Source organism: uncultured Allobosea sp., assembly GCF_945956895.1.
Taxonomy (GTDB): Bacteria; Pseudomonadota; Alphaproteobacteria; order Rhizobiales; family Beijerinckiaceae; genus Allobosea.
In genome coordinates this window covers 21,245-46,786 of record NZ_CAMFJF010000015.1, presented here as the reverse complement: position 1 = coordinate 46,786, position 25,542 = coordinate 21,245, and the positions used below count along the sequence as shown (strand labels likewise).

Genomic DNA, 25,542 nt, shown 5'->3' with positions numbered 1-25,542 from the left:
GCGCCATCCTCTCGCCGTAACGGCATCGGAGCGATGGATATGACGACGCGGCGTGAACTCCTGGCAGGGGCGGGACTGGCAGCGCTGGCGGCGCAGCTTCCCGTCGTCGCGCTGGCCCAGGCGAAGGACAGCGTGACCATCGCCCAGACGCTGGAGCCGCCGACGCTGGACCCGACCTCGGGCGCCGCGCAGGCGATCCGCGAGGTGACGCTGCAGAACATCTTCGAGGGCCTGGTCAAGGTCGACCGCACCGGCAAGATCCAGCCCTGCCTCGCCGAAAGCTGGCAGATCGCCGACGACAACGTCACCTATCGCTTCAAGCTGCGGCAGGGCGCGAAATTCCATGACGGCACGCCCTTCACCGCCGAGCAGGTGAAGTTCTCCTTCGAGCGGGCGGTCGCAGCCGACTCGACCAACGCCCAACGCCAGCTCTTCACGCCGATCGCCGAGATCACGACGCCGGACCCGGCAACCGTGGTGATCAAGCTCAAGCAGCCGACGGCGAATTTCCTCTTCGGCCTCGCCTGGGGCGATGCGGTGATCGTGGCGCCGGCCACGGCCGCCAGCAACAAGACCAATCCGGTCGGCACCGGCCCGTTCAAATTCGTGCGCTGGAACCGCGGCGACCGGCTCGAACTCGCCCGCAACGACGGCTACTGGGGCGAGAAGCCGGCGCTGGCCAAGGCGACCTTCCGCTTCATGTCCGATCCGCAGGCGCAGGTCGCGGCGCTCAGGGCCGGCGATGTCGACGCCCATACCAATCTCTCGGCGCCGGAAGCCGTGCCGCAGCTCAAGGCCGATGCCAAGCTCAAGGTCACGATTGGCGGCACCGAGGGCGAGACGGTGCTCGCCACCAACAATGCCAAGCCGCCCTTCGACAATCTCAAGGTGCGGCAGGCGATTGCCCATGCGCTCGACCGCAAGACCATCGCGCTCGGCGTCTACGGTTTCGACGTGCCGTTGATCGGCAGCCATTTCTCGCCGCTGCACCCGGCCTATGTCGACCTGACCGGCACCTACCCTTACGATCCCGCCAAGGCCAAGGCGCTGCTGGCTGAGGCCGGCTTCCCCAACGGCTTCAACTGCACGCTGAAGCTGCCGCCGCCCTCCTATGCCCGCCGCTCCGGCGAGATCGTCGCCGCACTGCTCGCGCAGATCGGCATCAACGCGGCGATCGAGCCGCTGGAATTTCCGCAATGGCTGGAGCGCGTCTTCCGCAACAAGGATTACGACCTCAGCATCATCGCCCATACCGAGCCGCTCGACATCGATATCTACGCGCGCGACGGCTACTACTTCCAGTACAAGAACCCCGAGTTCAAGGCGCTGATCGCCAAGATTTCGGAGACGCTGGACGATGGCGCCCGCAACGAGCTCTACAAGCAGGCGCAGCGCAAGCTGGCGCAGGATGCCGTCAACGGCTTCCTGTTCATCCTGCCGAAGATCACGGTGGTGAATGCCGCGCTCGAGGGCATGTGGACGGACTGGCCGCTGCCGGTGACGCCGTTGGCTGAGTTGCGCTGGCGGTGATCCCACCGTCATGGACCCAGCCGGGTCATCCCGGGCGACCGGAGGGAGACCCGGGATCCATGCCTGAACCTTTGCCAGAAGCGCTCCGGCATGGATCCCGGATCGGCGCCGCTGCGCGGCTTGTCCGGGATGACGGCGTGGAGAGGGGTGGGGCGTGATCGGCTATATCCTGCGCCGTCTCGCCGCGCTGGGCCTGACCCTGCTCGCGGCGGCGGTGGTGATCTTCGTCGTGCTCGAAATCCTGCCGGGCGATCCGGCGGCGGTGACGCTCGGCCTCAATGCCGCGCCGGAGGCGCTGGCCGCTCTTCGGGCCGAGATGGGCCTCGACAAGCCGGCGGTGCTGCGCTTCTTGCTCTGGCTGGGCGGGCTCGCCACCGGCGATCTCGGCCAGAGCTATACCTATCGCGTGCCGGTGCTGCAGCTCATTGCCGAGCGCATGGCGGTGACGCTGCCGCTGGCGCTGATGGCGATCGCGTTGGCGACGGCGATCGGCATTCCGCTCGGCATGCTCGCGGCTTCGCGCCATGGCAGGCTCACTGACGCCGGCGTGATGGCCTTCGCGCAGGCCGGGCTCGCCATCCCGAATTTCTGGTTCGGCCTTCTGCTCGTGCTCGTCTTCGCGGTCGGGCTCGGCTGGCTGCCGGCCGGCGGCTTCCCGGGCTGGCAGGCGGGGATCGGCGTCTCCCTCAAGGCGCTATTGATGCCGGCCTTGGCGCTCGCCCTGCCGCAGGCCGCGATCATCGCGCGGGTGACGCGCTCCTCGATGCTCGACACGCTGCAGGAGGATTTCGTCCGCACTGCCCGCGCCAAGGGGCTGAGCGAAGGCACGACAATGCGTCGGCATGCGCTGCGCAACGCGCTGATCCCGGTCGTCACCATCCTCGGCCTTCAGTTTTCGGTGCTGATCGCGGGGGCGATCATCATCGAGAACGTCTTCGCGCTGCCGGGGCTGGGACGGTTGGTCTTCCAGGCCATCGCCCAGCATGACCTGATCGTGGTCAAGGACCTCGTCATGCTCTTTGCCGGGCTGGCGATCCTGATCAATTTTGCGGTCGAATTGCTCTATGGGCTGATCGATCCGCGCCTGAGGCAATCATGAGCGCGGTTCAGGACAAGGCGCCCGGCGGCAAGCGACACTGGTGGCTCGCGCCCTCCTTCGTGATCGGCATCGTGCTGGCCATGCTCGTCGTTGCGGCGGCGCTGACGTCTTACGTCTGGACGCCCTACCAGCCGACGCAGATGATGATTCTGAACCGGCTGAAGGGGCCCTCCGCCGCGAATTGGTTCGGCACGGACCAGTTCGGCCGCGACGTGTTCTCGATGATCATGGTCGGCGCGCGCAATTCGCTGGCGGTGGGGCTGGGCGCGGTCGGCATCGGCATGGTCGCAGGCACGGCGCTGGGGCTGGCCGCGTCCGTCCGGCGTGACGGTATCCTCGACCACATCATCATGCGCACGGCCGATTTCACGCATGCCTTTCCGGCCGTGCTGACCGCGATCATGATGACCGCGATCGCGGGGCCGGGCATGCTCAACGCGATCGTCGCCATCGCCGTTCTGAACCTGCCCTATTTCGCGCGGCTCTCGCGCGGGGCGGCCTTGCAGGTCTGGGCGCAGGATTTCATCCAGGCGGCGCGGGCGGCGGGCCTGAACAACCGGCAGATCACACTGCGCCATGTCCTGCCGAATATCGCCGGCATCCTGGTGGTGCAGGCGACGATCCAGTTCGCGCTCGCGGTGCTGGCCGAGGCGGGGCTGTCCTATCTCGGCCTCGGCACGCAGCCGCCGAATCCGTCCTGGGGACGGATGCTCAACGAGGCGCAGACCTTCATGGCGACACAGCCCTGGCTCGCGATCTTTCCGGGGGCCGCGATCGCCTTGACCGTGCTGGGCTTCAACTTGCTGGGCGACGGTCTGCGCGACGCGGTTGATCCGCGCTTGCGGCGCGCCCGGTGAGGTCGCCGCGCGCCCTCAGAACAGCAGATGCGGTGCGAAGAGCGCGAGGCCCATGAAGCCGATCGCAGCGGCGCCCAGGCCGCCGCCGACGAAGGCGAGCAGCGTCACGCCGGTGATGATCGAGGCCGAGACCACGACGATGCCGATCTGGAGCAGGCCCGAGGCGATCTCGAAATTCTCGTTGCGGGCCTTGTAGTCGTCGCGCTTCTGCTCGGCCGCCTTGGCCCGTGCGGCCAGCTCCTTGCGGCCTTCATTGGTTTCGGGCTCGGTGTCGTAGCGGGTCGCCGTCGCCTTCCAGGCCTCGATGCGCTTCTGTAGCCGTTCGCGCGCGGCAGCGTCGGTGGTATCGGCGAGATCGAGCTCCATCGCCTCCGTCGCTGTGCGCACGACGGTGCCGCGGATCGTCTTCGCCTGGAAGAAGGCCCAGAGGTTGGAGGCCTCGATATTCTTGGCGACCGCCTCGTTCTCGGCGTTCTTGCCGCCGATCTCGGCCAGCGCCAGCAGCAGCGCCAGCACGGCAATCAGCAGCGCGATCTTCTTGTTGCCGTTTTCCGGCGTCTCGACATGGCCTGACATCGAATCATCCCCAGGGTGGCTGGCGCCTTGTGAGGGTGTTCCGTTGCGGCATCAAGAGGGATGCGTTCAGTGCCCGGCGCGGGGATGGGCGGCGTCATAGGCCGCCATCAGCCGGGCCGAATCGATGCGGGTATAGATCTGCGTCGTTGAGAGCGAGGCGTGGCCGAGCAATTCCTGGATGGCGCGCAGGTCGCCGCCGCGCCCGAGCAGATGCGTCGCGAAGGAATGGCGCAGGGAATGCGGCGTGGCCGAGGAGGGCAGGCCGAGTGCGCCGCGCAAGCCCTCGACCGCGAGCTGGATGATGCGCGGCGAGAGCGGCCCGCCCTTGGCGCCGACGAAGAGTGGGCCGCCCAGTGGCAGGCGCCAGGGGCAGAGCTTGAGATATTCCGCGATCGCCGTGACCACGACGGGTAGCACCGGCACCATCCGCGTCTTGCTGCCCTTACCGATGACGGTCAGCGTGTCCCCGGCCTGTTGCGGGGCCTGGGCGCGGGCGAGCGAGAGCGCCTCCGAGATGCGCAGCCCGCTGCCATAGAGCAGGCCGAGCACGGCAGCATCGCGGGCGAGGATCCATTGCTCGCGCTCCTCGCCGGCGCGGGTATCGGCTTGGGTGACGGCGCGCGCGGCCGAGGGTTCGAGGGGGCGTGGCAGCGACTTGCCGAGGCGCGGACCTCGCGTCGCGGCGAAGGCGGCGGCGGTGAGCTTGCCCTGGCGCTCGCCGAAGCGGGCGAAGGAGCGCAGCGCCGCGAGCTGGCGCATCAGGGTGCGGTTGCCAACATTGTCGCGTCGGCGCTGGCCGAGGAAGGCGCGCAGGTCGACGGGCTTCAGCGCGGCGATGTCGGAAAGCGAGGGCGCGCCGCCGAGGTGCCCGGTGAGGAAAGCGTGGAACTGGCCGAGATCGCGAGAATAGGCCTCCAGCGTCTTCGGCGAGAGGCGCCGCTCGGCCGCGAGATGCGAAAGCCAGTCGCGCCGGAAGGAGTCGAAATCGGTCATAAGGGAAGCATGACTCTCCTGCCTTAACAGCAGCCGAATCGGTGCTAGACACTGGCGAGCGAAACACGCGGTCATCCCGGACAAGCCGCGTCAGCGGCGCCGATCCGGGATCCATCGTAGAGCGCGGCACCCTATGATGGATCCCGGATCTCCGCTTCGCTCCGTCCGGGATGACGGCGGTGGTGTTTTTGGCGATGGCGCAGTTCGACCTGATCAACGACGACATGAGTGAAGAGGCGCCGGCCGGGACGGTCGACGTGCTGATCCCGCTCGGGCTCGACCAGGCTTATAGCTATGCCGTGCCGGCCGGGCTCGTGCTCAAGCCCGGCGATGTCGTGCAGGTGCCGCTCGGCCCGCGCGAGACTGTCGGTGTGGTCTGGGAGGTCGGATCCGGGCGCGGCGGCAATCTCAAGAAGGTCGCCGGCAAATACGACATGCCGCCGCTCGATCCGGCGCTGCGCAAGCTCGTCGACTGGGTGGCCTGGTATACGCTCGCGCCCAAGGGCTCGGTGCTGGCCTTGGCACTGCGGCGCCAGCCGGACGACACGCCGGAGCGGCCCAAGCTCGGCGTCAGGCTCGCCGGTCCGCCGCCGGGGCGGATGACGCCGGCGCGGGCGCGCGCCATCGCTGCGGCGGAGGGCGGCCTGCTGATCGCGAAATCGGCGCTGGCCGAGGCAGCTTCCGTCAGCGCTGCGGTGATCGATTCGCTCGTCGATGCCGGTACCTTCATCGTCGTGCCCCTGCCGCGCGAGGCGATTGCGGCCCTGCCCGATCCCGATCATGCCGTGCCTGAACTCTCGGAAGGGCAAGGCGAGGTCGCGCAGGCGCTGGTCAAGTCGGTGCAGGCTAGAGCGTTCGGCGTCTCGCTGCTCGAAGGCGTCACCGGTTCGGGCAAGACGGAGGTCTATTTCGAGGCGGTGGCGGAGGCGATCCGGCTCGGCCGCCAGAGCCTGATCCTGATGCCGGAGATCGCGCTGACCGCGCAGTTCATCGACCGGTTCGAGGCCCGTTTCGGCGTCAGGCCCGGCCTGTGGCATTCGGCGGTGACCGGCCGCAAGCGCGAGCGTTTGCAAGCGGCAATTGCGAGCGGGGAGGCCAAGGTCGTGGCCGGCGCCCGCTCGGCCCTGTTCCTGCCCTATAGCGATCTCGGCCTCATCGTCGTCGATGAGGAGCATGAGAGCGCCTACAAGCAGGAGGACGGCGTCTCCTATCATGCCCGGGACATGGCGGTGGTCCGGGGGCGCATCGAGAATGCGCCGGTCGTGCTGGCTTCCGCGACGCCCTCGCTGGAGACCCGCGTCAATGCCGAGCGTGGGCGCTATGCCCATCTCAAGCTGCCGGAGCGCTTCGGTGGGCGTGAGTTGCCGCAGCTCGGTCTCGTTGATCTGCGCCGCGACAAGCCGGAGCGCGGGCGCTGGCTCTCGGGCGCGCTGATCAAGGCGGTCGAGGTCAATCTGGAGGCCAAGGAGCAGTCGCTGCTCTTCCTCAACCGGCGCGGCTATGCACCGCTGACGCTGTGCCGCGATTGCGGCCATCGCTTCCAGTGCCCGAACTGCTCGGCGTGGCTGGTCGACCATCGCTTCCGGCGCGCGCTGGTCTGCCATCATTGCGGCCATGTCGAGCGCCGGCCGCATGAATGCCCTGCCTGCCACAAGCCCGAGAGCCTCGTGGCCTGCGGGCCTGGCGTCGAGCGTCTCGCCGAGGAGGTCGCGACACTTTTTCCACAGGCGCGTTCGATCGTGCTCTCCAGCGATTTTCCGGGCGGGACGGAACGGCTGAAGACGGAGCTGATGGCGGTGGCCGAGGGGGAATTCGACATCGTCATCGGCACGCAGCTCGTCGCCAAGGGCCATAATTTCCCCGGAATGACACTGGTCGGGGTGATCGACGCCGATCTCGGCTTGACGTCCGGCGATCCGCGCGCGGCGGAACGGACCTTCCAGGCGTTGCGGCAGGTCACAGGACGCGCAGGGCGGGGCGAGAAGCCGGGCCGCGCCCTGCTTCAGACGCATGACCCCGAGCACCCCGTGCTGAAAGCCCTGATCTCGGGGGATCCGGAGCGGTTTTATGCCGCAGAGGAGGCCTCGCGGGAGGCGGCGGGCCTGCCACCCTTCGGGCGACTGGCGGCGCTGATCGTCTCCGCCAACAGTCAGGCCGAGGCCGAAAGCCATGCTAGGGCTTTGGCGCGCTCGGCCGAGGCTGGTGACGGAATCATGGTGCTGGGGCCGGCGGAAGCGCCTTTAGCGGTGCTGCGCGGGCGCCATCGCATGCGCCTGATCGTCAAGACGGCGCGCGAGATCAACCTGCAGGATTACCTGCGCGCCTGGCTGAAACGGGCGCCCCGGCCGAAGGGCTCGGTCCGCGTCGCGGTCGATGTCGATCCGCAAAGCTTCCTTTGAACGGCTGAAAGGCGCGGCAAAATCGCCGCTTATGATGGCCAATCAGCGATTGCGCGGTCCGGAACCACATGCTAGTGCACCGCCACATTTCGGTCGCGAAGTCGTCTAGCCGACTTCGCGCCTAAGATACTCGCAGCGCCGGGACCATGCACTCCACCTTCGTTCCGAAGGTCGCCGGTGTGGTTCCTTGAAACGAGAGACGGGAAGCGTGGCTGAAGGCGGATCGCAGGGGACATTGGTGTCGGGCGTAGCTCAGCGCTATGCCACCGCTCTGTTCGAGCTGGCTGAGGAGGCGGGTGCGATCGACACCGTCGCGGCCGCTCTGGATAGCTTCAACGGTCTGCTCGCCGAGAGCGCCGACCTCACCCGCCTGATCGAGAGCCCGGCCTTCACCGCCGAGGAGCAGGTCGCGGCGATCAAGGTCGTGCTCGAGAAGGCCGGCATCACCGGCATTGCCGCCAATTTTATCGGCCTCGTTGCCAGCAAGCGCCGCCTTTTCGCGCTGCCGGGCATGATCGCCGGCTACAAGCGTCTGGTCGCCGAGGCCAAGGGTATCGTCTCCGCCGAGGTGACGGTCGCCGAGCAGCCGACGGCCAAGCGCGTCGACGAGATCCGCGCGGCGCTGAAGGGCGTCGCCGGCAAGGATGTCGACGTCGCGATCAAGATCGACCCGACCCTGATCGGCGGGCTCATCGTCAAGATGGGCTCCCGCATGGTCGACGCCTCGCTGAAAACCAAGCTCAATTCAATTCGTCTTGCCATGAAAGAGGTCGGCTGATGGACATCCGCCCCGCTGAAATCTCCGCCATCCTGAAGGCTCAGATCTCGAATTTCGGCTCGGAAGCTTCGGTTACCGAAGTCGGCCAGGTTCTCTCCGTCGGTGACGGCATCGCCCGCGTCTACGGCCTCGACAAGGTCCAGGCCGGTGAGATGGTCGAGTTCGAGTCCGGCGTGCGCGGCATGGCGCTCAACCTCGAGAGCGACAATGTCGGCGTTGTGATCTTCGGTTCCGACCGCGAGATCAAGGAAGGCCAGACAGTCAAGCGCACCGGCGCCATCGTCGACGTCCCCGTCGGCAAGGAGCTGCTCGGCCGCGTCGTCGACGCGCTCGGCAACCCGATCGACGGCAAGGGCCCGATCAAGGCCGCCAAGCGCGCCCGCGTCGACGTCAAGGCCCCCGGTATCATCCCGCGCAAGTCGGTGCATGAGCCGATGGCGACCGGCCTCAAGGCGATCGACGCCCTGATCCCGATCGGCCGCGGCCAGCGCGAGCTCATCATCGGCGACCGCCAGACCGGCAAGACCGCCGTCGCGCTCGACACCATCCTGAACCAGAAGTCGCTGAACGGCGAAGGTTCGCCGGAGAGCCAGAAGCTCTACTGCGTCTACGTCGCCGTCGGCCAGAAGCGCTCCACGGTTGCGCAGTTCGTGAAGGTCCTGGAGGAGCGTGGCGCTCTCGAGTACTCGATCGTCGTGGCTGCGACCGCCTCGGACGCCGCCCCGATGCAGTTTCTGGCACCCTTCGCCGGCTGCGCCATGGGCGAGTTCTTCCGCGACAACGGCATGCACGCCGTCATCATCTATGACGACCTTTCCAAGCAGGCCGTCGCCTACCGCCAGATGTCGCTGCTGCTGCGCCGCCCGCCGGGCCGCGAAGCCTATCCGGGCGACGTGTTCTATCTTCACTCCCGCCTGCTCGAGCGCGCGGCGAAGATGGGCGAGGCCGCCGGCCTCGGCTCGCTGACGGCGCTGCCGGTCATCGAGACCCAGGCCAACGACGTCTCCGCCTACATCCCGACCAACGTGATCTCGATCACCGACGGCCAGATCTTCCTGGAGACGGACCTGTTCTACCAGGGTATCCGCCCGGCGGTGAACGTCGGCCTCTCGGTGTCGCGCGTCGGCTCTTCGGCGCAGACCAAGGCGACCAAGAAGGTCGCCGGCAAGATCAAGGGCGAGCTCGCCCAGTATCGCGAGATGGCCGCCTTCGCGCAGTTCGGCTCGGACCTCGACGCGGTCACGCAGCGCCTGCTCAACCGCGGCGCCCGCCTGACCGAGCTCCTGAAGCAGCCGCAGTTCTCGCCGCTGAAGATGGAAGAGCAGGTTGTCGTGATCTATGCCGGCGTGAACGGCTATCTCGACGCGCTGCCGGTCACCAAGGTCCGCGCCTTCGAGGACGGCCTGCTCTCGCTGGTGCGCGGCAAGCATGCCGATATGCTCAACGAGATCGGCTCGACCAAGGATCTGTCGGACGCCAACGCCGCCAAGCTCAAGGACATCGTCGCGGGCTTCGCGAAGTCCTTCGCCTGATCAGCGGGCGTTCTGGTCGGGCTTGTCCCGACCATCCACGTCTTCGCCGCGAGTGCGGCGGGCGTGGGAGATGAGAATGAGGTTCCAGACGTGAATGGTCGACACAAGGTCGACCATGACGGGGTGAGAGCGCCACATGCCTTCTTTGAAGGATCTTAGAAACCGCATCGCCTCGGTGAAGGCGACGCAGAAGATCACCAAGGCCATGCAGATGGTCGCGGCTGCGAAGCTGCGCCGGGCGCAGACGGCCGCCGAGGCCGCGCGCCCCTATGCCGAGCGCATGGAGACGGTGCTGTCGAACCTCGCTTCCGGCGTGTCCGGTTCGAGCACGCCGCGCCTCATCGCCGGCACGGGCTCCGACAAGGTGCATCTGCTGCTGGTACTGACCGCCGAGCGCGGCCTGTGCGGCGCCTTCAACTCGTCGATCGCGCGTCTGGCGCGTGACAAGGCGAATGCGCTGAAGGCCGACGGCAAGACGGTCAAGATCATCTGCGTCGGCAAGAAGGGCTACGATATCCTGCGTCGCCAGTTCGCGTCGGAGATCATCGAGTTCGTCGACTTGCGCGAGTTCAAGCAGGTCGGCTTCGCCAATGCCGAGGCGATCGCCCAGAACGTACTGGCCCGTTTCGCGAACGGCGAGTTCGACGTCGCGACCCTGTTCTTCTCGAAGTTCCGCTCGGTGATCGCCCAGATCCCGACGGCGCAGCGCATCATCCCGGCCGAGATTCCGGAAGGGACGAAGCAGACCGATGCCGTCTACGATTACGAGCCGGACGAGGGCGAGATCCTGGAAGCGCTGTTGCCGCGCAACCTGACCGTCCAGGTCCTGCGCGGGTTGCTTGAAAACGCTGCTTCCGAGCAGGGCGCGCGCATGTCGGCGATGGATTCCGCCACGCGCAACGCCGGCGAGATGATCAAGAAGCAGACGCAGCTCTATAACCGCTCGCGCCAGGCGATGATCACGAAGGAACTGATCGAGATCATCTCCGGCGCGGAAGCGCTCTAACCGCCTAATCTTCGCCGGTGGCGCGAGCCGCCGGCAGCCGTCACATCCGAATGCGCTAGTCCCGAGGTTCCGCCATGGCCAAAGCCGCTACCAAGACCACCAAGAAGACCGCCGAGAAGCCCGCCAACACCGGCACCGGCCGCGTTGCCCAGGTCATCGGCGCCGTCGTCGACGTGCAGTTCGACGGCGCCCTGCCGGAGATCCTGAACGCGCTCGAGACCGACAACCTCGGCAACCGCCTCGTCCTCGAGGTCGCCCAGCATCTCGGCGAGAACACCGTTCGCACCATCGCGATGGACTCGACCGAAGGCCTGGTTCGCGGCCAGTCGGTCACCGATACCGGCGCCCCGATCGCCGTCCCGGTCGGCGACGAGTGCCTCGGCCGCATCATGAACGTCATCGGCGAGCCGGTCGACGAAGCCGGCCCGATCCTGACCACCACTACCCGCGGCATCCACCAGCCGGCCCCGGCCTATTCCGAGCAGTCGACCGAGGCGCAGATCCTCGTCACCGGCATCAAGGTCGTCGACCTGCTGGCTCCCTACGCCAAGGGCGGCAAGATCGGCCTGTTCGGCGGCGCCGGCGTCGGCAAGACCGTGCTGATCATGGAGCTGATCAACAACGTCGCGAAGGCCCACGGCGGTTACTCCGTGTTCGCCGGCGTCGGCGAGCGCACCCGCGAGGGTAACGACCTCTATCACGAGATGATCGAGTCGCACGTCAACAAGGACCCGAAGGAGAACAACGGTTCGACCGCTGGCTCCAAGTGCGCCCTCGTGTACGGCCAGATGAACGAGCCCCCGGGCGCCCGCATGCGCGTCGCCCTCTCGGGCCTGACCGTCGCCGAGCACTTCCGCGACCAGGGCCAGGACGTGCTGTTCTTCGTCGACAACATCTTCCGCTTCACGCAGGCGGGTTCGGAAGTGTCGGCGCTGCTCGGTCGCATTCCTTCGGCGGTGGGCTATCAGCCGACGCTCGCCACCGACATGGGCAACCTGCAGGAGCGCATCACCACCACGACCAAGGGCTCGATCACCTCGGTGCAGGCGATCTACGTGCCGGCGGACGACCTGACCGACCCGGCGCCCGCGACCTCCTTCGCTCACCTTGACGCCACGACCGTGCTCTCGCGCTCGATCGCGGAAAAGGGCATCTACCCGGCGGTCGACCCGCTCGACTCGACCTCGCGCATGCTCTCGGCCGACATCGTCGGTGAGGAGCACTACGCCGTCGCCCGTCAGGTCCAGCAGGTGCTCCAGCGCTACAAGGCGCTGCAGGACATCATCGCGATCCTGGGCATGGACGAGCTCTCGGAAGACGACAAGATGACGGTCGCCCGCGCCCGCAAGATCGAGCGCTTCCTGTCGCAGCCGTTCCATGTCGCGGAAGTCTTCACCGGCTCGCCCGGCAAGCTCGTCTCGCTCGAAGACACGATCAAGGGCTTCAAGGGCCTGGTCGAGGGCAAGTACGACCACCTGCCGGAAGCGGCCTTCTACATGGTCGGCTCGATCGACGAAGCCGTCGAAAAGGCGCAGCGCCTGGCCGCCGAGGCCGCGTAAGCGACCGAATGCGTCATCCCCGGGCTCGCCCGGGGATCTCATGACCAGAAACTGCTGGTTTCCGAGATGGCAGGGCTCAAGCCCGGCCATGACGAGCCGGGGAGAATGAAACGATGGCCACCTTCAAGTTCGAACTCGTCTCGCCGGAGCGCATCCTGTTCTCGGGCGACGTCGTCAGCGTCATCGTCCCTTCGGTCGAGGGCGAGATGACCGTTCTCGCGGGCCACGCGCCGCTGGTTGCGACGCTCAAGGCCGGCATCGTCTTCGTCCAGACGACCGACCAGAACGGCAAGGAATTCTTCGTCAATGGCGGCCTCGTCGAGGTCAATCAGGCGACGACGACGATCCTGGCTGAGCAGGGCCGCTTTCTCGAGGATGTCGACACCGCCGTTCTCGACGCCGAGATCCTGACCGCCGAGACCCGTCTCGCCGGGTCGCATAACGAGGACGAAAAGAAGCGCCTGCAGGACACGTTGGTGCAGCTGCACGAGTTCAAGCACGTCTTCGAACAGCGCAAGGCGGCGTGATCCGCGCTTGAGCTTTGGAATTTGGAAAGGGCCGCGCGAGCGGCCCTTTTTAGTTGATCGGGCCAAGCTGCCGTCATGCTCGGGCTCGACCCGAGCATCTCTGGAAGAAAGGCCTGATCTTGCATGAGATTCTCGGGTCTGCGCTTCGCTCCGCTCGAGAATGACGCGCTCTGTCCTCAGGTCGTCGCGAAAGCCGCGAAGGCCTGCGCCACCTTCTCGTAGACCGGCCGCTTGAACGGCACGACCAGGCCCGGCATCTCGGCGAGCGGGTGCCAGCGCCATTCGCTGAATTCCGGCGGCTCGTCGCCATTGGGCTTGCCGATATCCATCCCGCTCTCGCTGCCGGTGAAGCGGAAGGCGACCCAGCGCTGGCGCTGGCCGCGGAAGGCGGCGAGCTTGTGCCAGGGGCCGTCATAAGGCGGGAAATCGTAGCTCCACCACTCCTGCGTCACGGCGAGAAGTTCGGCCTGCGTGACGCCGGTCTCCTCCTCCAGTTCGCGGCGGGCGGCGGCGACGATATCCTCGTCGGGGTCGATGCCGCCCTGTGGCATCTGCCAGTCGAAGCCGGGCAGCACGATCTCGGGGCCGGCGCTGTGCGAGCGGCCGGCAAAGACGAGGCCCTGGGCATTGAACAGGGCGACCCCGACATTGGGACGGTAGGGGAGGCTCATGGCGCGAGCATAGGGCGACGCTACGCCAAGCGGAACCGCTTGCAGATCAATCGTTCGATCGGGGCATCACGCAGGCGAGCAGGCCGGGGAAGCGCTGCTCGATATCGTCGCGGCGCAACGCGTTCATCCGCGTCACGCCCTCGTTGCGGGTGCGGATCAGTCCGGCCTCGCGCAACACGCGGAAATGATGCGAGACGCTCGACTTCGGCCGGTCGCCCTCCAACGCCTGGCAGCTCTGCTCGCCCTCGACCGCGAGGCGGCGCACGACTTCGAGCCGGAAAGGGTCGCTCAGCGCATGGAAGACGTCTTCGAGCGCGATCTCATCGGAGGCAGGCAAGCGGGCATGGCGCATGGGGCAAAGCTTATCACAGGGTTTTGAACTTGCCAAAGTTCGAAAAATATCGAACTATCGAAATATAGAAACCCACCCGCGTGGAGCTCCATCATGCCTGGCCTGTTCGACCCCTTCAGCCTGAAGGGCATCACCCTTCGCAATCGTATCATCGCCTCGCCGATGTGCCAGTACATGGCGCAGGACGGCGTTGCCAACGAATGGCACCGGGCGCATCTCGCCGGTCTGGCGCGTGGCGGCGCTGGTCTTGTCGTGATCGAGGCGACCGGCGTCTCGCCGGAGGGGCGGATCACGCCCGGCTGCCTCGGGCTCTGGAATGACGGGCAGGCGGAGGCACTGGCGCCGATCGCCGCCGAGATGCGCAAGGCCGGCGCCGTCACCGGCATCCAGATCGGCCATGCCGGGCGCAAGGCCAGCGCCAACCTGCCCTGGGAAGGCGACGATCACATCCCGGCTAATGACGAACGTGGTTGGGAGACGATCGCGCCGTCCGCGGTCGCGCATGGCGGCGGGCTGCCGCGTGTGCCGCGGGCGATGACCACGGCCGATATCGCGCGCGTGCGGAACGACTTTGTCGCGGCGGCGGAGCGCGCTCGCGATATCGGCATCGAGTGGCTGAAGCTGCATTTCGCCCACGGCTACCTTGCGCAGAGCTTCCTCTCGATCCATGCCAACAAGCGCGAGGATGCCTATGGCGGCAGCTTCGAGAACCGCAGCCGCTTCCTGATCGAGACGCTGGCCGCCGTCCGCAAGGTCTGGCCCGAGAACCGGCCGCTCTCCGCCCGGCTCGGCGTGATCGAATATGACGGGCGCGACGAGGAGACGCTCGCCGAGGCGATCGAACTGGTGAAGCGCCTCAAGGCCGAGGGGCTCGACTTCATCGATGTCAGCGTCGGCTTCTCGACCACCGAGGCGAAGATTCCGTGGGGGCCGGCGTTCCTGGGGCCGGTCGCAGAGCGGGTGCGACGCGAGACCGGCCTGCCGGCTTCGACGAGCTGGTATATCAGCAAGCCCGAGCAGGCTGATGCGTTGATCCGCGAAGGCAAGGTCGATCTGGTGACGCTGGGCCGGCCTCTGCTGGCTGACCCGCACTGGCCTTATGCGGCGGCGCAGGCGCTCGGCGTCGACAATCCGGCCTGGGCGACCCTGCCGGCGCCCTATGCGCATTGGCTGGCGCGCTATCGCGCCGCCTGAGGGCTTCATCCGAAAACCGCGGCGATGCGATGAGGGGCCGTTCGGCCCCTCGTTCGTTTGCAGGAGGGATTATAAGCGGCTTGCTGCGAGAATGGCGCGGGCTTCCCTCCCTGAGGGAAGAGCGAGGGCCGACGCGATCCGAAATCGTAACGGAACTTCCGTCATGTTGACGGCATTTCAACATCTTATGATGTCAGGAAGACTGGACGCACGGATGTGCCGTGTTGAAGCCAGCAAGGCGCCCGGAGGCTCGACATGTCGATCGCTTCGCCCTCTCGTTTCCCGATGCTGAGCCGCCGTGGATTCGGACAGTTCGCGATCGGGGCGGTGGCGGCCTGTTTCGTGGGGGGGGCGGGCGGTTCATGCGGAGGGAAACACGCCCGTTCGCTTTGCGCTGGACCGGCGTATCGACGCGCTGACGGCGCCGTTCCTGGCGGCGCAGGACAAGGGCTATTTCGGCTCCGAAGGGCTCGATGTCGTGATCGAGCCGGGCAATGGCGCGCGCGCCATGCTGCAGCGCCTGGCGGCGGGCGCGCAGGATGCCGGCTTCGGCGATATCAACGCGCTGATCCGCTTCCGCGACGAGAATCCCAGCGCCGATCTCAAGGCGGTGATGATCATCCATGATCGGCCGGGCTACGCCTTGATCGGCCGCAAGAGCCGGGGGATTTCGGCCGCGCCGGCGAGTCTGGAGGGCCGCAAGCTCGGCACGGCCAGCATCGATGCCAGCTTCGCGCAATGGCCGCTGTTCAAGAGCCTCAACAAGATCGACGACAGCAAGATCAGGATCGAGACCATCGGCCTGCCGGTGCGCGAGCCGATGCTGGCCTCGGGCGAGATCGATGCCCTCTTCGCCTTCGGCCCCTCGACCGCGGTCTCGCTCCAGGCGCGCGGCGTGCCGGGCGAGGATATCGTGCTGATGGAAATGGCAGAGCACGGCCTCCTGCTCTATGGCAGCGCCGTAATCGTTTCCGGCAAGCTCATCGCCAGCAAGCCGGATGCGGTGCGCGGGCTCGTGCGCGCGATGATGCGCGGCATCCGCGACACCGTCGCCAATCCTGCTGCTGGGGCGCAAGTCGTCCTGCGGCGCAACGAGGGCGCGCAAGTCGAGGTGGAGCGCGACAAGCTCGTTGCCGTGATCGAGCGCAACATCCTGACGCCCTATGTGCGGGCGCATGGTCTGGGTGGGGTCGACAGCGAGCGCTGGGCGCAGGCGCTGGACCAGCTCGCCCTTGCCGGGAGCTTCCGTGACAAGGCACGGGCAGGCGATGCGTTTACCGACGCATTCCTGCCCCCGGCCGGCGAACGCATGTTCTGAGTGCATCGTGACGTTTGGAGAGGGGGCGCCCGGGGCGGGTGACAGCGGCCGGGCGCTTGCCTATCGTGCCGCGCCTCCCACCGGACACCCATCTTGATCCTGCCAGACCTGACCGATTACGCCGCGCTGCGCGAGAGTTTCCGCTGGCGCATTCCGGGCCGCTACAACATCGCCGTCGACGTCTGTGATCGCTGGGCCGCGGTCGAGGCTGATCGTCCCGCCATCATCGAGGTCTCGCAGGACTGGCAGGTCAACCCGGTCAGCTTCGGCTGGTTGCGCGAGCATTCCAACCGGCTGGCGAATGCATTGCGAGCCCGCGGCGTCGGCCGGGGCGACCGTATCGCGATCCTTCTGCCGCAAGGGCGGGCGGTGCTGACAGCACATCTCGCCGCCTACAAGCTCGGTGCCATCGCGGTGCCCCTGGCGGCGCTGTTCGGCGTCGATGCGCTGGCCTACCGACTGACCGATTCCGCTGCGAAGGCCGTGATCACCAATGCCGGCGGGCTGGTGAAGCTCGGCCAGATCACCCAGCCTCTGCCAGAGCTCGCGCTACGCATCTCGACCGACGGCGCCGATGGCGGTGTCGAAGATTGGGACGGGCTGCTGGCCGAGGGCAGCCCGGATTTCATTCCGGTCGATACCGCTCCGGATGATCCGGCGCTGATGATCTACACCTCGGGTACGACGGGCAACCCGAAGGGTGCGCTGCATGGCCACCGCGTGCTGCCCGGCCATTTGCCGGGCGTGCAGATGCCGCATGAATTCATGCCGCGGCCGGGCGACCTTGCCTGGACGCCGGCCGACTGGGCCTGGGCCGGCGGATTGCTCAACATGCTGTTGCCGGCGCTGCATTTCGGCGTGGCGGTGGTGGCGCGGCCGGTGACGCGCTTCGAGCCGGAGGAGGCCTACCGGCTGATCCAGGATCTTGGCATCCGCAACGCCTTCGTGCCGCCGACCGCGCTCAGGATGATGCGTGGCGCCGGCAGCCCACAGGGGCGCTGGAATCTCAACCTGCGCACCGTCGCGGCGGCAGGCGAGGCGCTCGGTGCCGAGACCCTGGAATGGGGGCGCGAGGCTCTGGGGCTGACCATCAACGAGGCCTATGGCCAGACCGAGTGCAATCTCGTGCTGGCGTCGAGCGCGGCGCTCGGCGTCAGCCGTCCCGGCGCGATCGGCAAGGCCGTGCCCGGCCACGAGGTCGCGATCATCCGGCCGGACGGCACGGTCTGCGCGGCCGGCGAGGAAGGGCAGATCGCGGTGCGCCGGCCCGACCCGGTGATGTTCCTGGAATACTGGCGCAACCCCGAGGCTACGGCGGCCAAGTTCGTTGGCGACTGGATGACGACCGGCGACGAAGGCGTGCAGGACGAGGAGGGCTATGTCCGGTTCATCGGGCGCGACGACGACGTGATCACCTCGTCGGGTTATCGTATCGGGCCGGGCGAGATCGAGGATTGCCTGCTGCGCCATCCGGCGGTGGCGCTGGCGGCGGCGGTTGGCAAGCCGGATCCGCTGCGCACCGAGATCGTCAAGGCCTTCGTCGTGCTGAAGCCTGCCTATCATGGCTCGCCGGCTCTGGTCTCCGAGCTGCAGGGTTTCGTGCGGGCGCGGCTGTCGGCGCATGAATATCCCCGCGAGATCGCCTTCCGCGACGAGCTGCCGCTGACGACGACCGGCAAGATCATCCGTCGGCTGCTGCGGGCCGAAGCATAGGGGCCGGGCGTCATTCTCGGGCTTGACCCGAGAATCTCGTGAAGGAGAGGCTCCGGCGCGTTTTTCGGCAAGAGATGCTCGGGTCAAACCCGAGCATGACGCTCTTGGTCTGTCGCCTCCGAGACCTGCCCGAGGAAAGCCGCCCAGAGCTTGCGCACGGTGTCTTCCTCGATGTCCTTGACGATCAGGACGAGGCGCGAGCGGTGGTCGGCATCCGGCCAGGCTTCGAGCTGGATCGGCGGATGCAGGATCTGCTGGACCGCGTGGACGAGCAGCGGCCGCCCTGGCTCTCCGGCGATGTCCACCAGCCCCTTGAGCCGCAGCAGGCGGGGGCCATGGATCGAGCGCAGCAGGGTCCAGAACAGGTCGAAGGTGGTGCGCGCGACTGGCTGGTCGGCGGTCAGGGCGAAGGCGCGGATCGAGGCGTCGTGGCGATTGACGTCATGCGGGTCCTGGCCATGGGCATGGTCATGCCCATGGTGGTGATGATCGCTATGATGGTGGCCGTGATGATGATGGCCGCCGGGCAGCACATCCTCGGCCAGCCAGTGGCGCAGCGCCTGCGGCTGCTGCGCGAGATCATAAAGACCAGCACCGATCAGATCGTTGGCCGGCGCGTCCGGCGCGAGGATGGCGATTCCGGGATTGAGGCCGTCGAGGCGTTCGCGCAGGGCGGCCACGGCTTCGGGAGCGGCGAGTTCGGTCTTGGTCAGGACGAGCCGGTCGGCCGCGACGACCTGCCGGCGGGCCTCCTCATGGGCATCGAGCGTCGCCATGCCGTTGACCGCATCGACCAACGTGACCACACCGTCGAGCCGGAAGCGCATGGCGAGATAGGGGTGGTTGATCAGGACGTTGAGGATCGGCGCGGGATCGGCGAGCCCGGTCGTCTCGATGACGAGGCGCGAGAAGGCAGCGATGCGGCCATTGTCGCGCCGGCGCAACAAGTCCTCCAGCGTGACGATGAGGTCGTCGCGGATGGTGCAGCAGAGGCAGCCGGACTCGAGGAGGATCATGTTCTCCTCGACGCCCTCGATCATCAGATGGTCGAGGCCGATCTCGCCGAACTCGTTGATGAGCACGAGCGTGCCGGCGAGCGCGGGGTCCTTCAGCAGGCGGTTCAGCAAGGTGGTCTTGCCGGCGCCGAGGAAGCCGGTCAGCAAGGTCAGCGGGACGGGCAGGGGGCGGGCAGGGTCGCCGGTCATGGATCGCAAAGCCTCTAGGATATCGGATCAATCCGATATCCTATCAAAGGGAGAGATCACCCCGCGTCCCGAAGGGCGCGGGGGAGTCTAGGCAGACACGACGCGCCGCCTCGTTTGTTCTAATATTACATTAGTGGCGATGGCCGCGATGACAAGGGTGCAACCGGCATATTGCAGCGGGCCCAGCCGCTCGGCGAGAACGATGGCGGCGATGATGACGGCGAAGACGGGCTCGGCGCAGAAGGCGAGGCCGGCGGGGCCGGGCGCGACGCGGGCCAGCGCCAGGATCTGGAACAGGAAGCCGACGATATAGCCGCCATAGGTGATGGCGACGGCGACGGGGGCGAGCAGGAAGGTCTGGGGCGGCAGGAAGCCGCCGGTCAACAGCAGCACCAGCGCCGCCACCGGCAGGATGACGACATGCGACCAGAACAGTTTGGGCAGTGTCGGCGTCTCCGCGCAGCGGGCAGCGGCGAAGAACTGCGCGGCCGCACTGACGCTTGCCAGCATCGCGAGCGCAAGGCCGCGTGGATCAAGTCCGTGAAGATCAGGGCCGACGACGAGAGCGATACCGAGAAAGGCTGCGAGTGCGATCGCGAGCCTGTCGGCTCGGAAGGGGGCCGGCGTGAAGACGGGTTCGGCCAGCACGATCAGGACCGGGAAGGTGTAGAACACCACCGCCGCGACCGATACGGGCACGAAGGCGACCGAGGAGAGATAGGCGATGCCGACCAGTGCCGTCATCAGGCCGAAGAGCAGGACGGGCTGCCGCTCGCCGCGCCGCAAGGCGAGCGAGCCGCGCCAGACAAGAGCGGCGCCGCCAACGAGGACGAGCATCAGCAGGACGCGGTAGAAGACGAGAAGCGGACCGCTGAGGCCCGCTTGGCCGGCGATCTGGGCGCTGACGATATTGGTGCCGAAGGCTGCGGCCGAGGCCAGAGCCAGGGCGAGGCCCTGTCGCTCGTCAGTCCGGCTCCGGTCGGGGCTGCCTGGGTTCAAGCCCGCCTCAGGCGTCGTTGGCGGGCTTGGTCTTGGCGCCGGGCTTGCCCGTCGACGGCTTCACGGCGGCTTCGGCGGGCTTCGGCTTGGCCGGTGCGGTGCGGGCGGGTAGAGTCTTGAGGGGCACGGCCTTCGCCGGCTGAGACTTGGCGGACTGTGTCTTGTCAGTCTTCGCATTGCGCGCGGCCGGCTTGATGCCGGCGGCGGCGCCGGGGCGCAGGCTTGCGGCATTGGCCTTGCCGGGCTGGACGGAGCCCTGGAGGCGCAGCGGGCCGCCTTCGAAGGCATCAGTTGAGGGCTGGACCGGCGCGCTCGCAGGCGCGAAGGCCGTGGTGCCGCGCGGGATCGAGCCATTGCTCGAAGCCGTCCGACGGGTGGGCGGCAGAGCGAGACCGGCGGCGACGGGCGCTTCCGGCTCGATGGTCGGCGTGCCGCGGGCGACGCGCGAGCTCGGCTGGGCCGTCGCATTGGCGGCGAGCGGGGCGCCGGCGGAGCCGGCTGTGCGGCCGAACGAGACCTGCACCGGCACCGTCTCGGCGCGCGGGCCGAGGGTCAGTCGCCCGCGCGGCGTGCGTGTCGCCAGCGTGCCGGCAGACTGGGTCGCATAGACCGGGAAGCGGCCGTCATCGGCATCGCGGCCGGGGATCGGCGCGGCTGCGATCGGCCCTGGGGCGTCGGCATCGTCGGCGAGCGCGGTGCCGCCGCCGCGATGGCGGACGTCGTCGCAGATATTGGGAGCGCGGGTGCCGCTCGGCGGCATCGAGGAGACGCTGTAGCCCGACCCGCCCCAGGCGGAGAACCCCTCATCGAGGAGCTGGGCGGCCTTGACCGTCCGGTCGGTGCCGGAGAGCGAGCCCAGGACGACGGCGATCAGTGTGCGCCCGCCGCGGTTCGCGGTCGCGACGACGTTGAAGCCGGAGGCGCAGGTGAAGCCGGTCTTCATGCCGCCGATACCGGAATAGCGCCCGACCAGCCCGTTGGTGTTGTGCATCACCTGCTTGCCGAGTTGCACGGCCGAGGTGCCCCAGTAATCGGAATATTGCGAGAAATCATGCATCAGCGCCATGGCGAGCACGGCGAGGTCGCGGGCGCTGGTCTGCTGGTCGGGATGGTCCCAGCCATTGGGGTTGACGAAGCGGGTGTCGCGCATGCCGAGGCGCTGCGCTTCGGCGTTCATCATGGCAACGAAGGTCGGGACGTCGCCGCCGACGCCCTCGGCCACGACATAGGCGATGTCGTTGGCCGATTTCACCATCATGATGCGCAGCGCGTTGTCGAGCGTGATCTCCTGGCCGGGCCGGGCATAGACCTTCACGCGCGGCTGGCTGGCGGCGAGCTTCGAGACGGGAATCGCGGTCTCCAGGCCGAGACGCCCCTCCCGCACCGCCTTCAGCGCGAGATAGATCGTCATCATCTTGGTCGTGGAGGCCGGGCGCCAGGCTTGCGTCGCGTTCTCGCTCGACAGCACCGCGCCGCTGGACGCGTCGATGACGAGGCTGGCTCCGGCATAGGCCGGCCCCGTCAGAGCGGCACCGAGGGCGAGGGCGGCTGCGAGGCGGGAAGCGATCATCGGGCGGGTCTGAACCTGTCTTGCTCGGAACGGTCTTGCGGGTAGCTTGGCCGGTGACGACGGCGCAGGGTTCAACGCGACGCATGCGGCAATTTCGAGACGGCCGCCACATTCGTCTGCCCTGGAACGCATACCTACCCCTTGCGGAGCGATTTGCCTAGCTGCGGCGGGCGGTCCACAAGCGGAGGACTGTTCCGCTTCTCCAAGGCTTGTCGCGTGGCTTTCGGCCTTCTCTGGATACCGGCGACCATCGCCGCCTCGCTCTTGCAGACTGCGCGCAACCTGGCGCAGCGCTCGCTTACCGAGACTATCGGCGTCGTCGGCGCGACGCAGGTGCGCTTTCTGTTCGGCCTGCCTTTCGCGATGCTGTTCCTGGCGCTCGCCTGCCTCGGCCTGCAACGCCTGCCGCCGGCGATCGGCATGGCCTCGCTCGGCTACACGCTCTGGGGCGCGCTGACGCAGATCGCGGCCACCGCGCTGATGCTGGCGGCGATGCGCGAACGCTCCTTCGCGGTCACCACCGCCTATACCAAGACCGAGCCGGTGCAGGTTGCGCTGTTCGGCGCGGCGCTGCTTGGCGACGCGCTGACGCCGCTGAAGTTCCTCGCCATCGCCATCGCGACCGCCGGCGTGATCGCGGTGTCATGGAAGCCCGGCGAGAAACTGACCCGCGCCGGCTTGAGGCCGGCCGTGCTCGGCATCGTCTCCGGCGCCTTTTTCGCGCTCTCGGCGATCGGCTTCCGCGGTGGCATCCAGGCCTTGCCGGAGGGCTCATTCCTGATCCGTGCTTCGACCATTCTCGTCCTCGGCCTCGGGCTCCAGACCCTGCTGCTGATCGCCTATATGCTCATCGCCGACCGGCAAGCGCTGATCCTCAGCCTGAAGAGCTGGCGTCGCTCGCTCTCGGCCGGCTTCCTCGGCGCCGCGGCCTCGCAGTTCTGGTTCATCGGCTTCTCGCTGACGACGGCCGCCAATGTCCGGACGCTCGCGCTGATCGAGGTGCCGCTGGCGCAGATCGCCTCGCGCAAGCTGTTCGCGGAAGGCACGAGCCGGCGCGAAATGCTGGGCATGGCGATGATCGTCGGCGGGGTCGGGCTGCTGCTCTCGCTGGCATTGCGGTGAGGCAAGGGGCCGGCTAGTTCTGAAAGCACAGGCCCCGCCAGCCGATCCGTGCACGGCCACCATGCGCGGATACCGGCTTGCCGGGTGGCACAAGGCTGCCAAGATAACGTGTAGCTGCACATCAAGGGAGTAACCGTCATGAGCGCTGCGATCGTGGGCTGGGCCCATACGCCGTTCGGCAAGCAGGATGCCGAGACTGTCGAAAGCCTGATCGTGAGGGTGGCGGTCGAGGCCCTCGTCGATGCCGGCATCACCGCCGACGAGGTCGACGAGATCGTGCTCGGCCACTACAACGCTGGCTTCTCGGCGCAGGATTTCACTGCATCGCTGGTGCTGCAGGCCGATCCGGCCCTGCGCTTCAAGCCGACGACCCGCGTCGAGAATGCCTGCGCCACCGGTTCGGCCGCCGTGCATCAGGGCGTGCGCGCGATCAGGGCTGGCGACGCCAAGGTCGTGCTCGTCGTCGGTGTCGAGCAGATGACCAAGACGCCCGGCCCCGAGATCGGCAAGAACCTGCTGAAGGCCTCCTATCTGCCGGAAGATAGTGAAGTGCAGGGTGGCTTTGCCGGCGTCTTCGGCAAGATCGCCGCCGCCTACTTCCAGCGCCATGGCGACCAGTCCGATGCGCTGGCGATGATCGCGGCGAAGAACCACAAGAACGGCGTCGCGAACCCCTATGCGCAGATGCGCAAGGACCTCGGCTACGCCTTCTGCCGCGAGGAGAGCGAGAAGAACCCCTATGTCGCCGGGCCGTTGAAGCGCACCGACTGCTCGCTGGTCTCGGACGGCGCCGCCGCGCTGGTGCTGGCCGACGAGGAAACCGCGCTCCGGATGCGCCGCGCCGTCGGCTTCCGCGGCATGGCCCATGTCCAGGATTTCCTGCCGATGTCGAAGCGCGACATCCTGAAATTCGAGGGCGGCGCGCTCGCCTGGAAGCAGGCGCTGGCCAAGGCGAACGTGACGCTCGACGATCTCTCCTTTGTCGAAACGCATGACTGCTTCACCGTCGCGGAACTCATCGAATACGAGGCGATGGGCCTGACCAAGGAGGGCGACGGCGCCCGCGCGATCAAGGAAGGCTGGACCCAGAAGGACGGCAAGCTGCCGGTCAACGTCTCCGGCGGCCTCAAGGCCAAGGGGCACCCGATCGGCGCGACCGGCGTCTCGATGCATGTGCTCTCGGCCATGCAGCTCACTGGGGAAGCGCCGGAGGGCATGCAGCTCAGCGAGCCGCGTCTCGGCGGCATCTTCAACATGGGCGGGGCTGCGGTCGCCAATTACGTCTCCGTGCTCGAACGGATCAAGTAAGCCTCCTACCGGCCGGCAGAAGCGGAACTCCCGACGTGATCGTCTTCATTGCGCTTCTGCCGGCCTATGTCCTCTCGATCTTCTACCGCTCCTTCCTGAGCGTGATCGCCGGGCCTGTCATGGCCGATCTCGGCATCGGCCCGGCCGCCTTCGGCCTGCTCGGCGCCGCCTGGTTCATCGCCTTCGCGCTGGCGCAGTTCCCGGTCGGCTGGGCACTCGACCGGCTCGGGCCACGCCGGACTGTGGCCTTCGCGATGGCGATCGGCACCGTCGGCGCCTTCCTGCTGACACAGGCCGGCAGCGCCGCGACCGCCGGTTTCGCGATGGCGCTGATCGGCATCGGCTGCTCGCCGGTCTTCATGTCCTCGCTGTTCCTGTTCGCGCGCAATGCCGCGCCGGAGCGCTTCGGCCTGCTGACCTCGCTCTTCATCGCGCTGGGCTCGCTCGGCAATATCGCGGGCGCCGCGCCGCTCGCCATCGCCGCCGGGCATTTCGGCTGGCGCGGCGCGATGATGGCGATGGCGGTGGGCTTCCTCGTCGCGACCGTGCTGGCGGTGACGCTGGTGCGCGACCCGCCGCCGCGACCGGCTTCCGCCACGCCCGACGAGGGGCTGCTGCAGGGGCTCGCCAGCATCCTCGCCCTGAAGCCGCTCTGGCTGATCGCGCCCCTGACCATCACGGGCTATGCCATCGCCGCTACGGCGCGTGGGCTCTGGATCGGGCCGTTCATGACGCAGGTCCATGGCTTCGATCCGGTATCGGCCGGCCATGCGGCCTCGATCATGGCGGCCGTCATGATCGCCGGTGCCTTCGTCTATGGCTGGCTCGAAAGCCGCACCGGCCGGGCCAAGACGATCGTCACCTGGGGGACACTGCTCACAGTGCTCGGCTTCGCCGCGCTGGCGCTGAGCGGGCAGCAATCGCATCTGACCGCGGTGGCGTTGTTCTCGCTCGTCGGTGCGGCGGGCTTCACCTACGCCATCCTGATGGCGCATGCGCGGCAGTTCTTCCCCGAGCATCTGATCGGGCGCGGCATGACCTTCGTGAACTTCCTCTTCATCGCCGGTGCGGCGGCGGTTCAGTCGGCCTCCGGCTGGTTCATCGCCGAGCAGCGTGCCGCAGGGCTCGATGCGGCTACGACCTTCGCCAACCTGCACTGGGCCTTCGCCGCGCTGCTGCTGGCCTCGGTCGCGATCTACGCGCTGTCGCCGGCGCGGCCGAAGCGCTAGAGGGG

At 67.6% G+C, this 25,542-nt stretch carries 21 protein-coding genes and 1 pseudogene; 15 read left to right on the top strand and 7 right to left on the bottom strand.

The window, feature by feature from the left end:
- Positions 1–39 precede the first annotated feature (39 nt).
- From Q0Q02_RS11380 to Q0Q02_RS11370, 3 genes are all read left to right on the top strand, one after another.
- Complete coding sequence (locus Q0Q02_RS11380) at positions 40–1,530, top strand: ABC transporter substrate-binding protein (RefSeq protein ID WP_293809446.1); 1,491 nt, start codon at positions 40–42, stop codon at positions 1,528–1,530.
- Between the two features lie 154 nt (positions 1,531–1,684).
- Complete coding sequence (locus tag Q0Q02_RS11375) at positions 1,685–2,629, top strand: ABC transporter permease (protein ID WP_293809444.1); 945 nt, start codon at positions 1,685–1,687, stop codon at positions 2,627–2,629.
- Positions 2,626–3,486, top strand: a complete 861-nt coding sequence (locus Q0Q02_RS11370) for an ABC transporter permease (protein WP_293809442.1) — start codon at positions 2,626–2,628, stop codon at positions 3,484–3,486. Before Q0Q02_RS11375 ends, Q0Q02_RS11370 begins: the two co-directional genes overlap by 4 nt.
- Positions 3,487–3,501: 15 nt before the next feature.
- Here the strand turns inward: Q0Q02_RS11370 and Q0Q02_RS11365 are convergent, their stop codons facing one another.
- Positions 3,502–4,062 carry a DUF4337 domain-containing protein gene (locus Q0Q02_RS11365; RefSeq protein WP_293809440.1) on the bottom strand — a complete coding sequence of 187 codons (561 nt, stop codon included), beginning with the start codon at positions 4,060–4,062 and terminating at the stop codon, positions 3,502–3,504.
- A 66-nt stretch (positions 4,063–4,128) separates the two neighbouring features.
- Positions 4,129–5,025, bottom strand: a pseudogene (locus tag Q0Q02_RS11360) (tyrosine recombinase XerC); the annotation flags it as partial.
- Positions 5,026–5,279: 254 nt separating this feature from the next.
- Here Q0Q02_RS11360 and Q0Q02_RS11355 point away from each other — a divergent pair.
- From Q0Q02_RS11355 to Q0Q02_RS11330, 6 genes are all read left to right on the top strand, one after another.
- Positions 5,280–7,454, top strand: coding sequence for a primosomal protein N' (locus Q0Q02_RS11355; protein ID WP_293809531.1), 2,175 nt, complete (start codon positions 5,280–5,282; stop codon positions 7,452–7,454).
- A gap of 208 nt (positions 7,455–7,662) precedes the next feature.
- Positions 7,663–8,232, top strand: coding sequence for a F0F1 ATP synthase subunit delta (locus Q0Q02_RS11350; RefSeq protein WP_293809438.1), 570 nt, complete (start codon positions 7,663–7,665; stop codon positions 8,230–8,232).
- A complete protein-coding gene (atpA, locus tag Q0Q02_RS11345; RefSeq protein ID WP_293809437.1) occupies positions 8,232–9,764 on the top strand; it encodes a F0F1 ATP synthase subunit alpha in 1,533 nt (510 codons plus the stop codon). Before Q0Q02_RS11350 ends, atpA begins: the two co-directional genes overlap by 1 nt.
- A gap of 136 nt (positions 9,765–9,900) precedes the next feature.
- Positions 9,901–10,770 (top strand): F0F1 ATP synthase subunit gamma, encoded by an 870-nt coding sequence (locus Q0Q02_RS11340; RefSeq protein ID WP_293809435.1) that lies wholly within the window; start codon positions 9,901–9,903, stop codon positions 10,768–10,770.
- Between the two features lie 74 nt (positions 10,771–10,844).
- Positions 10,845–12,329, top strand: coding sequence for a F0F1 ATP synthase subunit beta (gene atpD, locus Q0Q02_RS11335; protein WP_293809433.1), 1,485 nt, complete (start codon positions 10,845–10,847; stop codon positions 12,327–12,329).
- Between the two features lie 113 nt (positions 12,330–12,442).
- Positions 12,443–12,856 carry a F0F1 ATP synthase subunit epsilon gene (locus Q0Q02_RS11330; protein WP_293809431.1) on the top strand — a complete coding sequence of 138 codons (414 nt, stop codon included), beginning with the start codon at positions 12,443–12,445 and terminating at the stop codon, positions 12,854–12,856.
- 176 nt (positions 12,857–13,032) lie between these two features.
- Here Q0Q02_RS11330 and Q0Q02_RS11325 read toward each other — a convergent pair whose 3' ends face one another.
- A complete protein-coding gene (locus Q0Q02_RS11325; protein WP_293809429.1) occupies positions 13,033–13,527 on the bottom strand; it encodes an RNA pyrophosphohydrolase in 495 nt (164 codons plus the stop codon).
- 46 nt (positions 13,528–13,573) lie between these two features.
- Positions 13,574–13,879 (bottom strand): helix-turn-helix domain-containing protein, encoded by a 306-nt coding sequence (locus tag Q0Q02_RS11320; RefSeq protein ID WP_293809427.1) that lies wholly within the window; start codon positions 13,877–13,879, stop codon positions 13,574–13,576.
- A 93-nt stretch (positions 13,880–13,972) separates the two neighbouring features.
- Here Q0Q02_RS11320 and Q0Q02_RS11315 point away from each other — a divergent pair, with 93 nt between their 5' ends.
- The 3 genes from Q0Q02_RS11315 to Q0Q02_RS11305 all read left to right on the top strand — a co-directional run bounded on the left by Q0Q02_RS11315 (position 13,973) and on the right by Q0Q02_RS11305 (position 18,104).
- Positions 13,973–15,073, top strand: a complete 1,101-nt coding sequence (locus tag Q0Q02_RS11315; RefSeq protein WP_293809425.1) for an NADH:flavin oxidoreductase/NADH oxidase — start codon at positions 13,973–13,975, stop codon at positions 15,071–15,073.
- Between the two features lie 298 nt (positions 15,074–15,371).
- On the top strand, positions 15,372–16,391 hold the full coding sequence (locus Q0Q02_RS11310; RefSeq protein WP_293809423.1) for an ABC transporter substrate-binding protein: 1,020 nt from the start codon (positions 15,372–15,374) through the stop codon (positions 16,389–16,391).
- Between the two features lie 96 nt (positions 16,392–16,487).
- Positions 16,488–18,104, top strand: a complete 1,617-nt coding sequence (locus tag Q0Q02_RS11305) for an AMP-binding protein (RefSeq protein WP_293809530.1) — start codon at positions 16,488–16,490, stop codon at positions 18,102–18,104.
- Between the two features lie 83 nt (positions 18,105–18,187).
- Here the strand turns inward: Q0Q02_RS11305 and Q0Q02_RS11300 are convergent, their stop codons facing one another.
- The 3 genes from Q0Q02_RS11300 to Q0Q02_RS11290 all read right to left on the bottom strand — a co-directional run bounded on the left by Q0Q02_RS11300 (position 18,188) and on the right by Q0Q02_RS11290 (position 21,878).
- Positions 18,188–19,309 carry a GTP-binding protein gene (locus tag Q0Q02_RS11300; RefSeq protein WP_293809421.1) on the bottom strand — a complete coding sequence of 374 codons (1,122 nt, stop codon included), beginning with the start codon at positions 19,307–19,309 and terminating at the stop codon, positions 18,188–18,190.
- 87 nt (positions 19,310–19,396) lie between these two features.
- On the bottom strand, positions 19,397–20,308 hold the full coding sequence (locus Q0Q02_RS11295; RefSeq protein ID WP_293809419.1) for a DMT family transporter: 912 nt from the start codon (positions 20,306–20,308) through the stop codon (positions 19,397–19,399).
- 7 nt (positions 20,309–20,315) lie between these two features.
- On the bottom strand, positions 20,316–21,878 hold the full coding sequence (locus tag Q0Q02_RS11290) for a D-alanyl-D-alanine carboxypeptidase family protein (RefSeq protein WP_293809417.1): 1,563 nt from the start codon (positions 21,876–21,878) through the stop codon (positions 20,316–20,318).
- A gap of 216 nt (positions 21,879–22,094) precedes the next feature.
- Between Q0Q02_RS11290 and Q0Q02_RS11285 the strand changes: the two genes are divergently transcribed.
- The 3 genes from Q0Q02_RS11285 (at position 22,095) to Q0Q02_RS11275 (ending at position 25,537) form a co-directional block, all read left to right on the top strand.
- On the top strand, positions 22,095–23,000 hold the full coding sequence (locus tag Q0Q02_RS11285; RefSeq protein WP_293809416.1) for a DMT family transporter: 906 nt from the start codon (positions 22,095–22,097) through the stop codon (positions 22,998–23,000).
- Positions 23,001–23,138: 138 nt separating this feature from the next.
- A complete protein-coding gene (locus tag Q0Q02_RS11280) occupies positions 23,139–24,308 on the top strand; it encodes an acetyl-CoA acetyltransferase (protein WP_293809414.1) in 1,170 nt (389 codons plus the stop codon).
- A gap of 35 nt (positions 24,309–24,343) precedes the next feature.
- Complete coding sequence (locus Q0Q02_RS11275; RefSeq protein ID WP_293809412.1) at positions 24,344–25,537, top strand: nitrate/nitrite transporter; 1,194 nt, start codon at positions 24,344–24,346, stop codon at positions 25,535–25,537.
- Positions 25,538–25,542 lie beyond the last annotated feature (5 nt).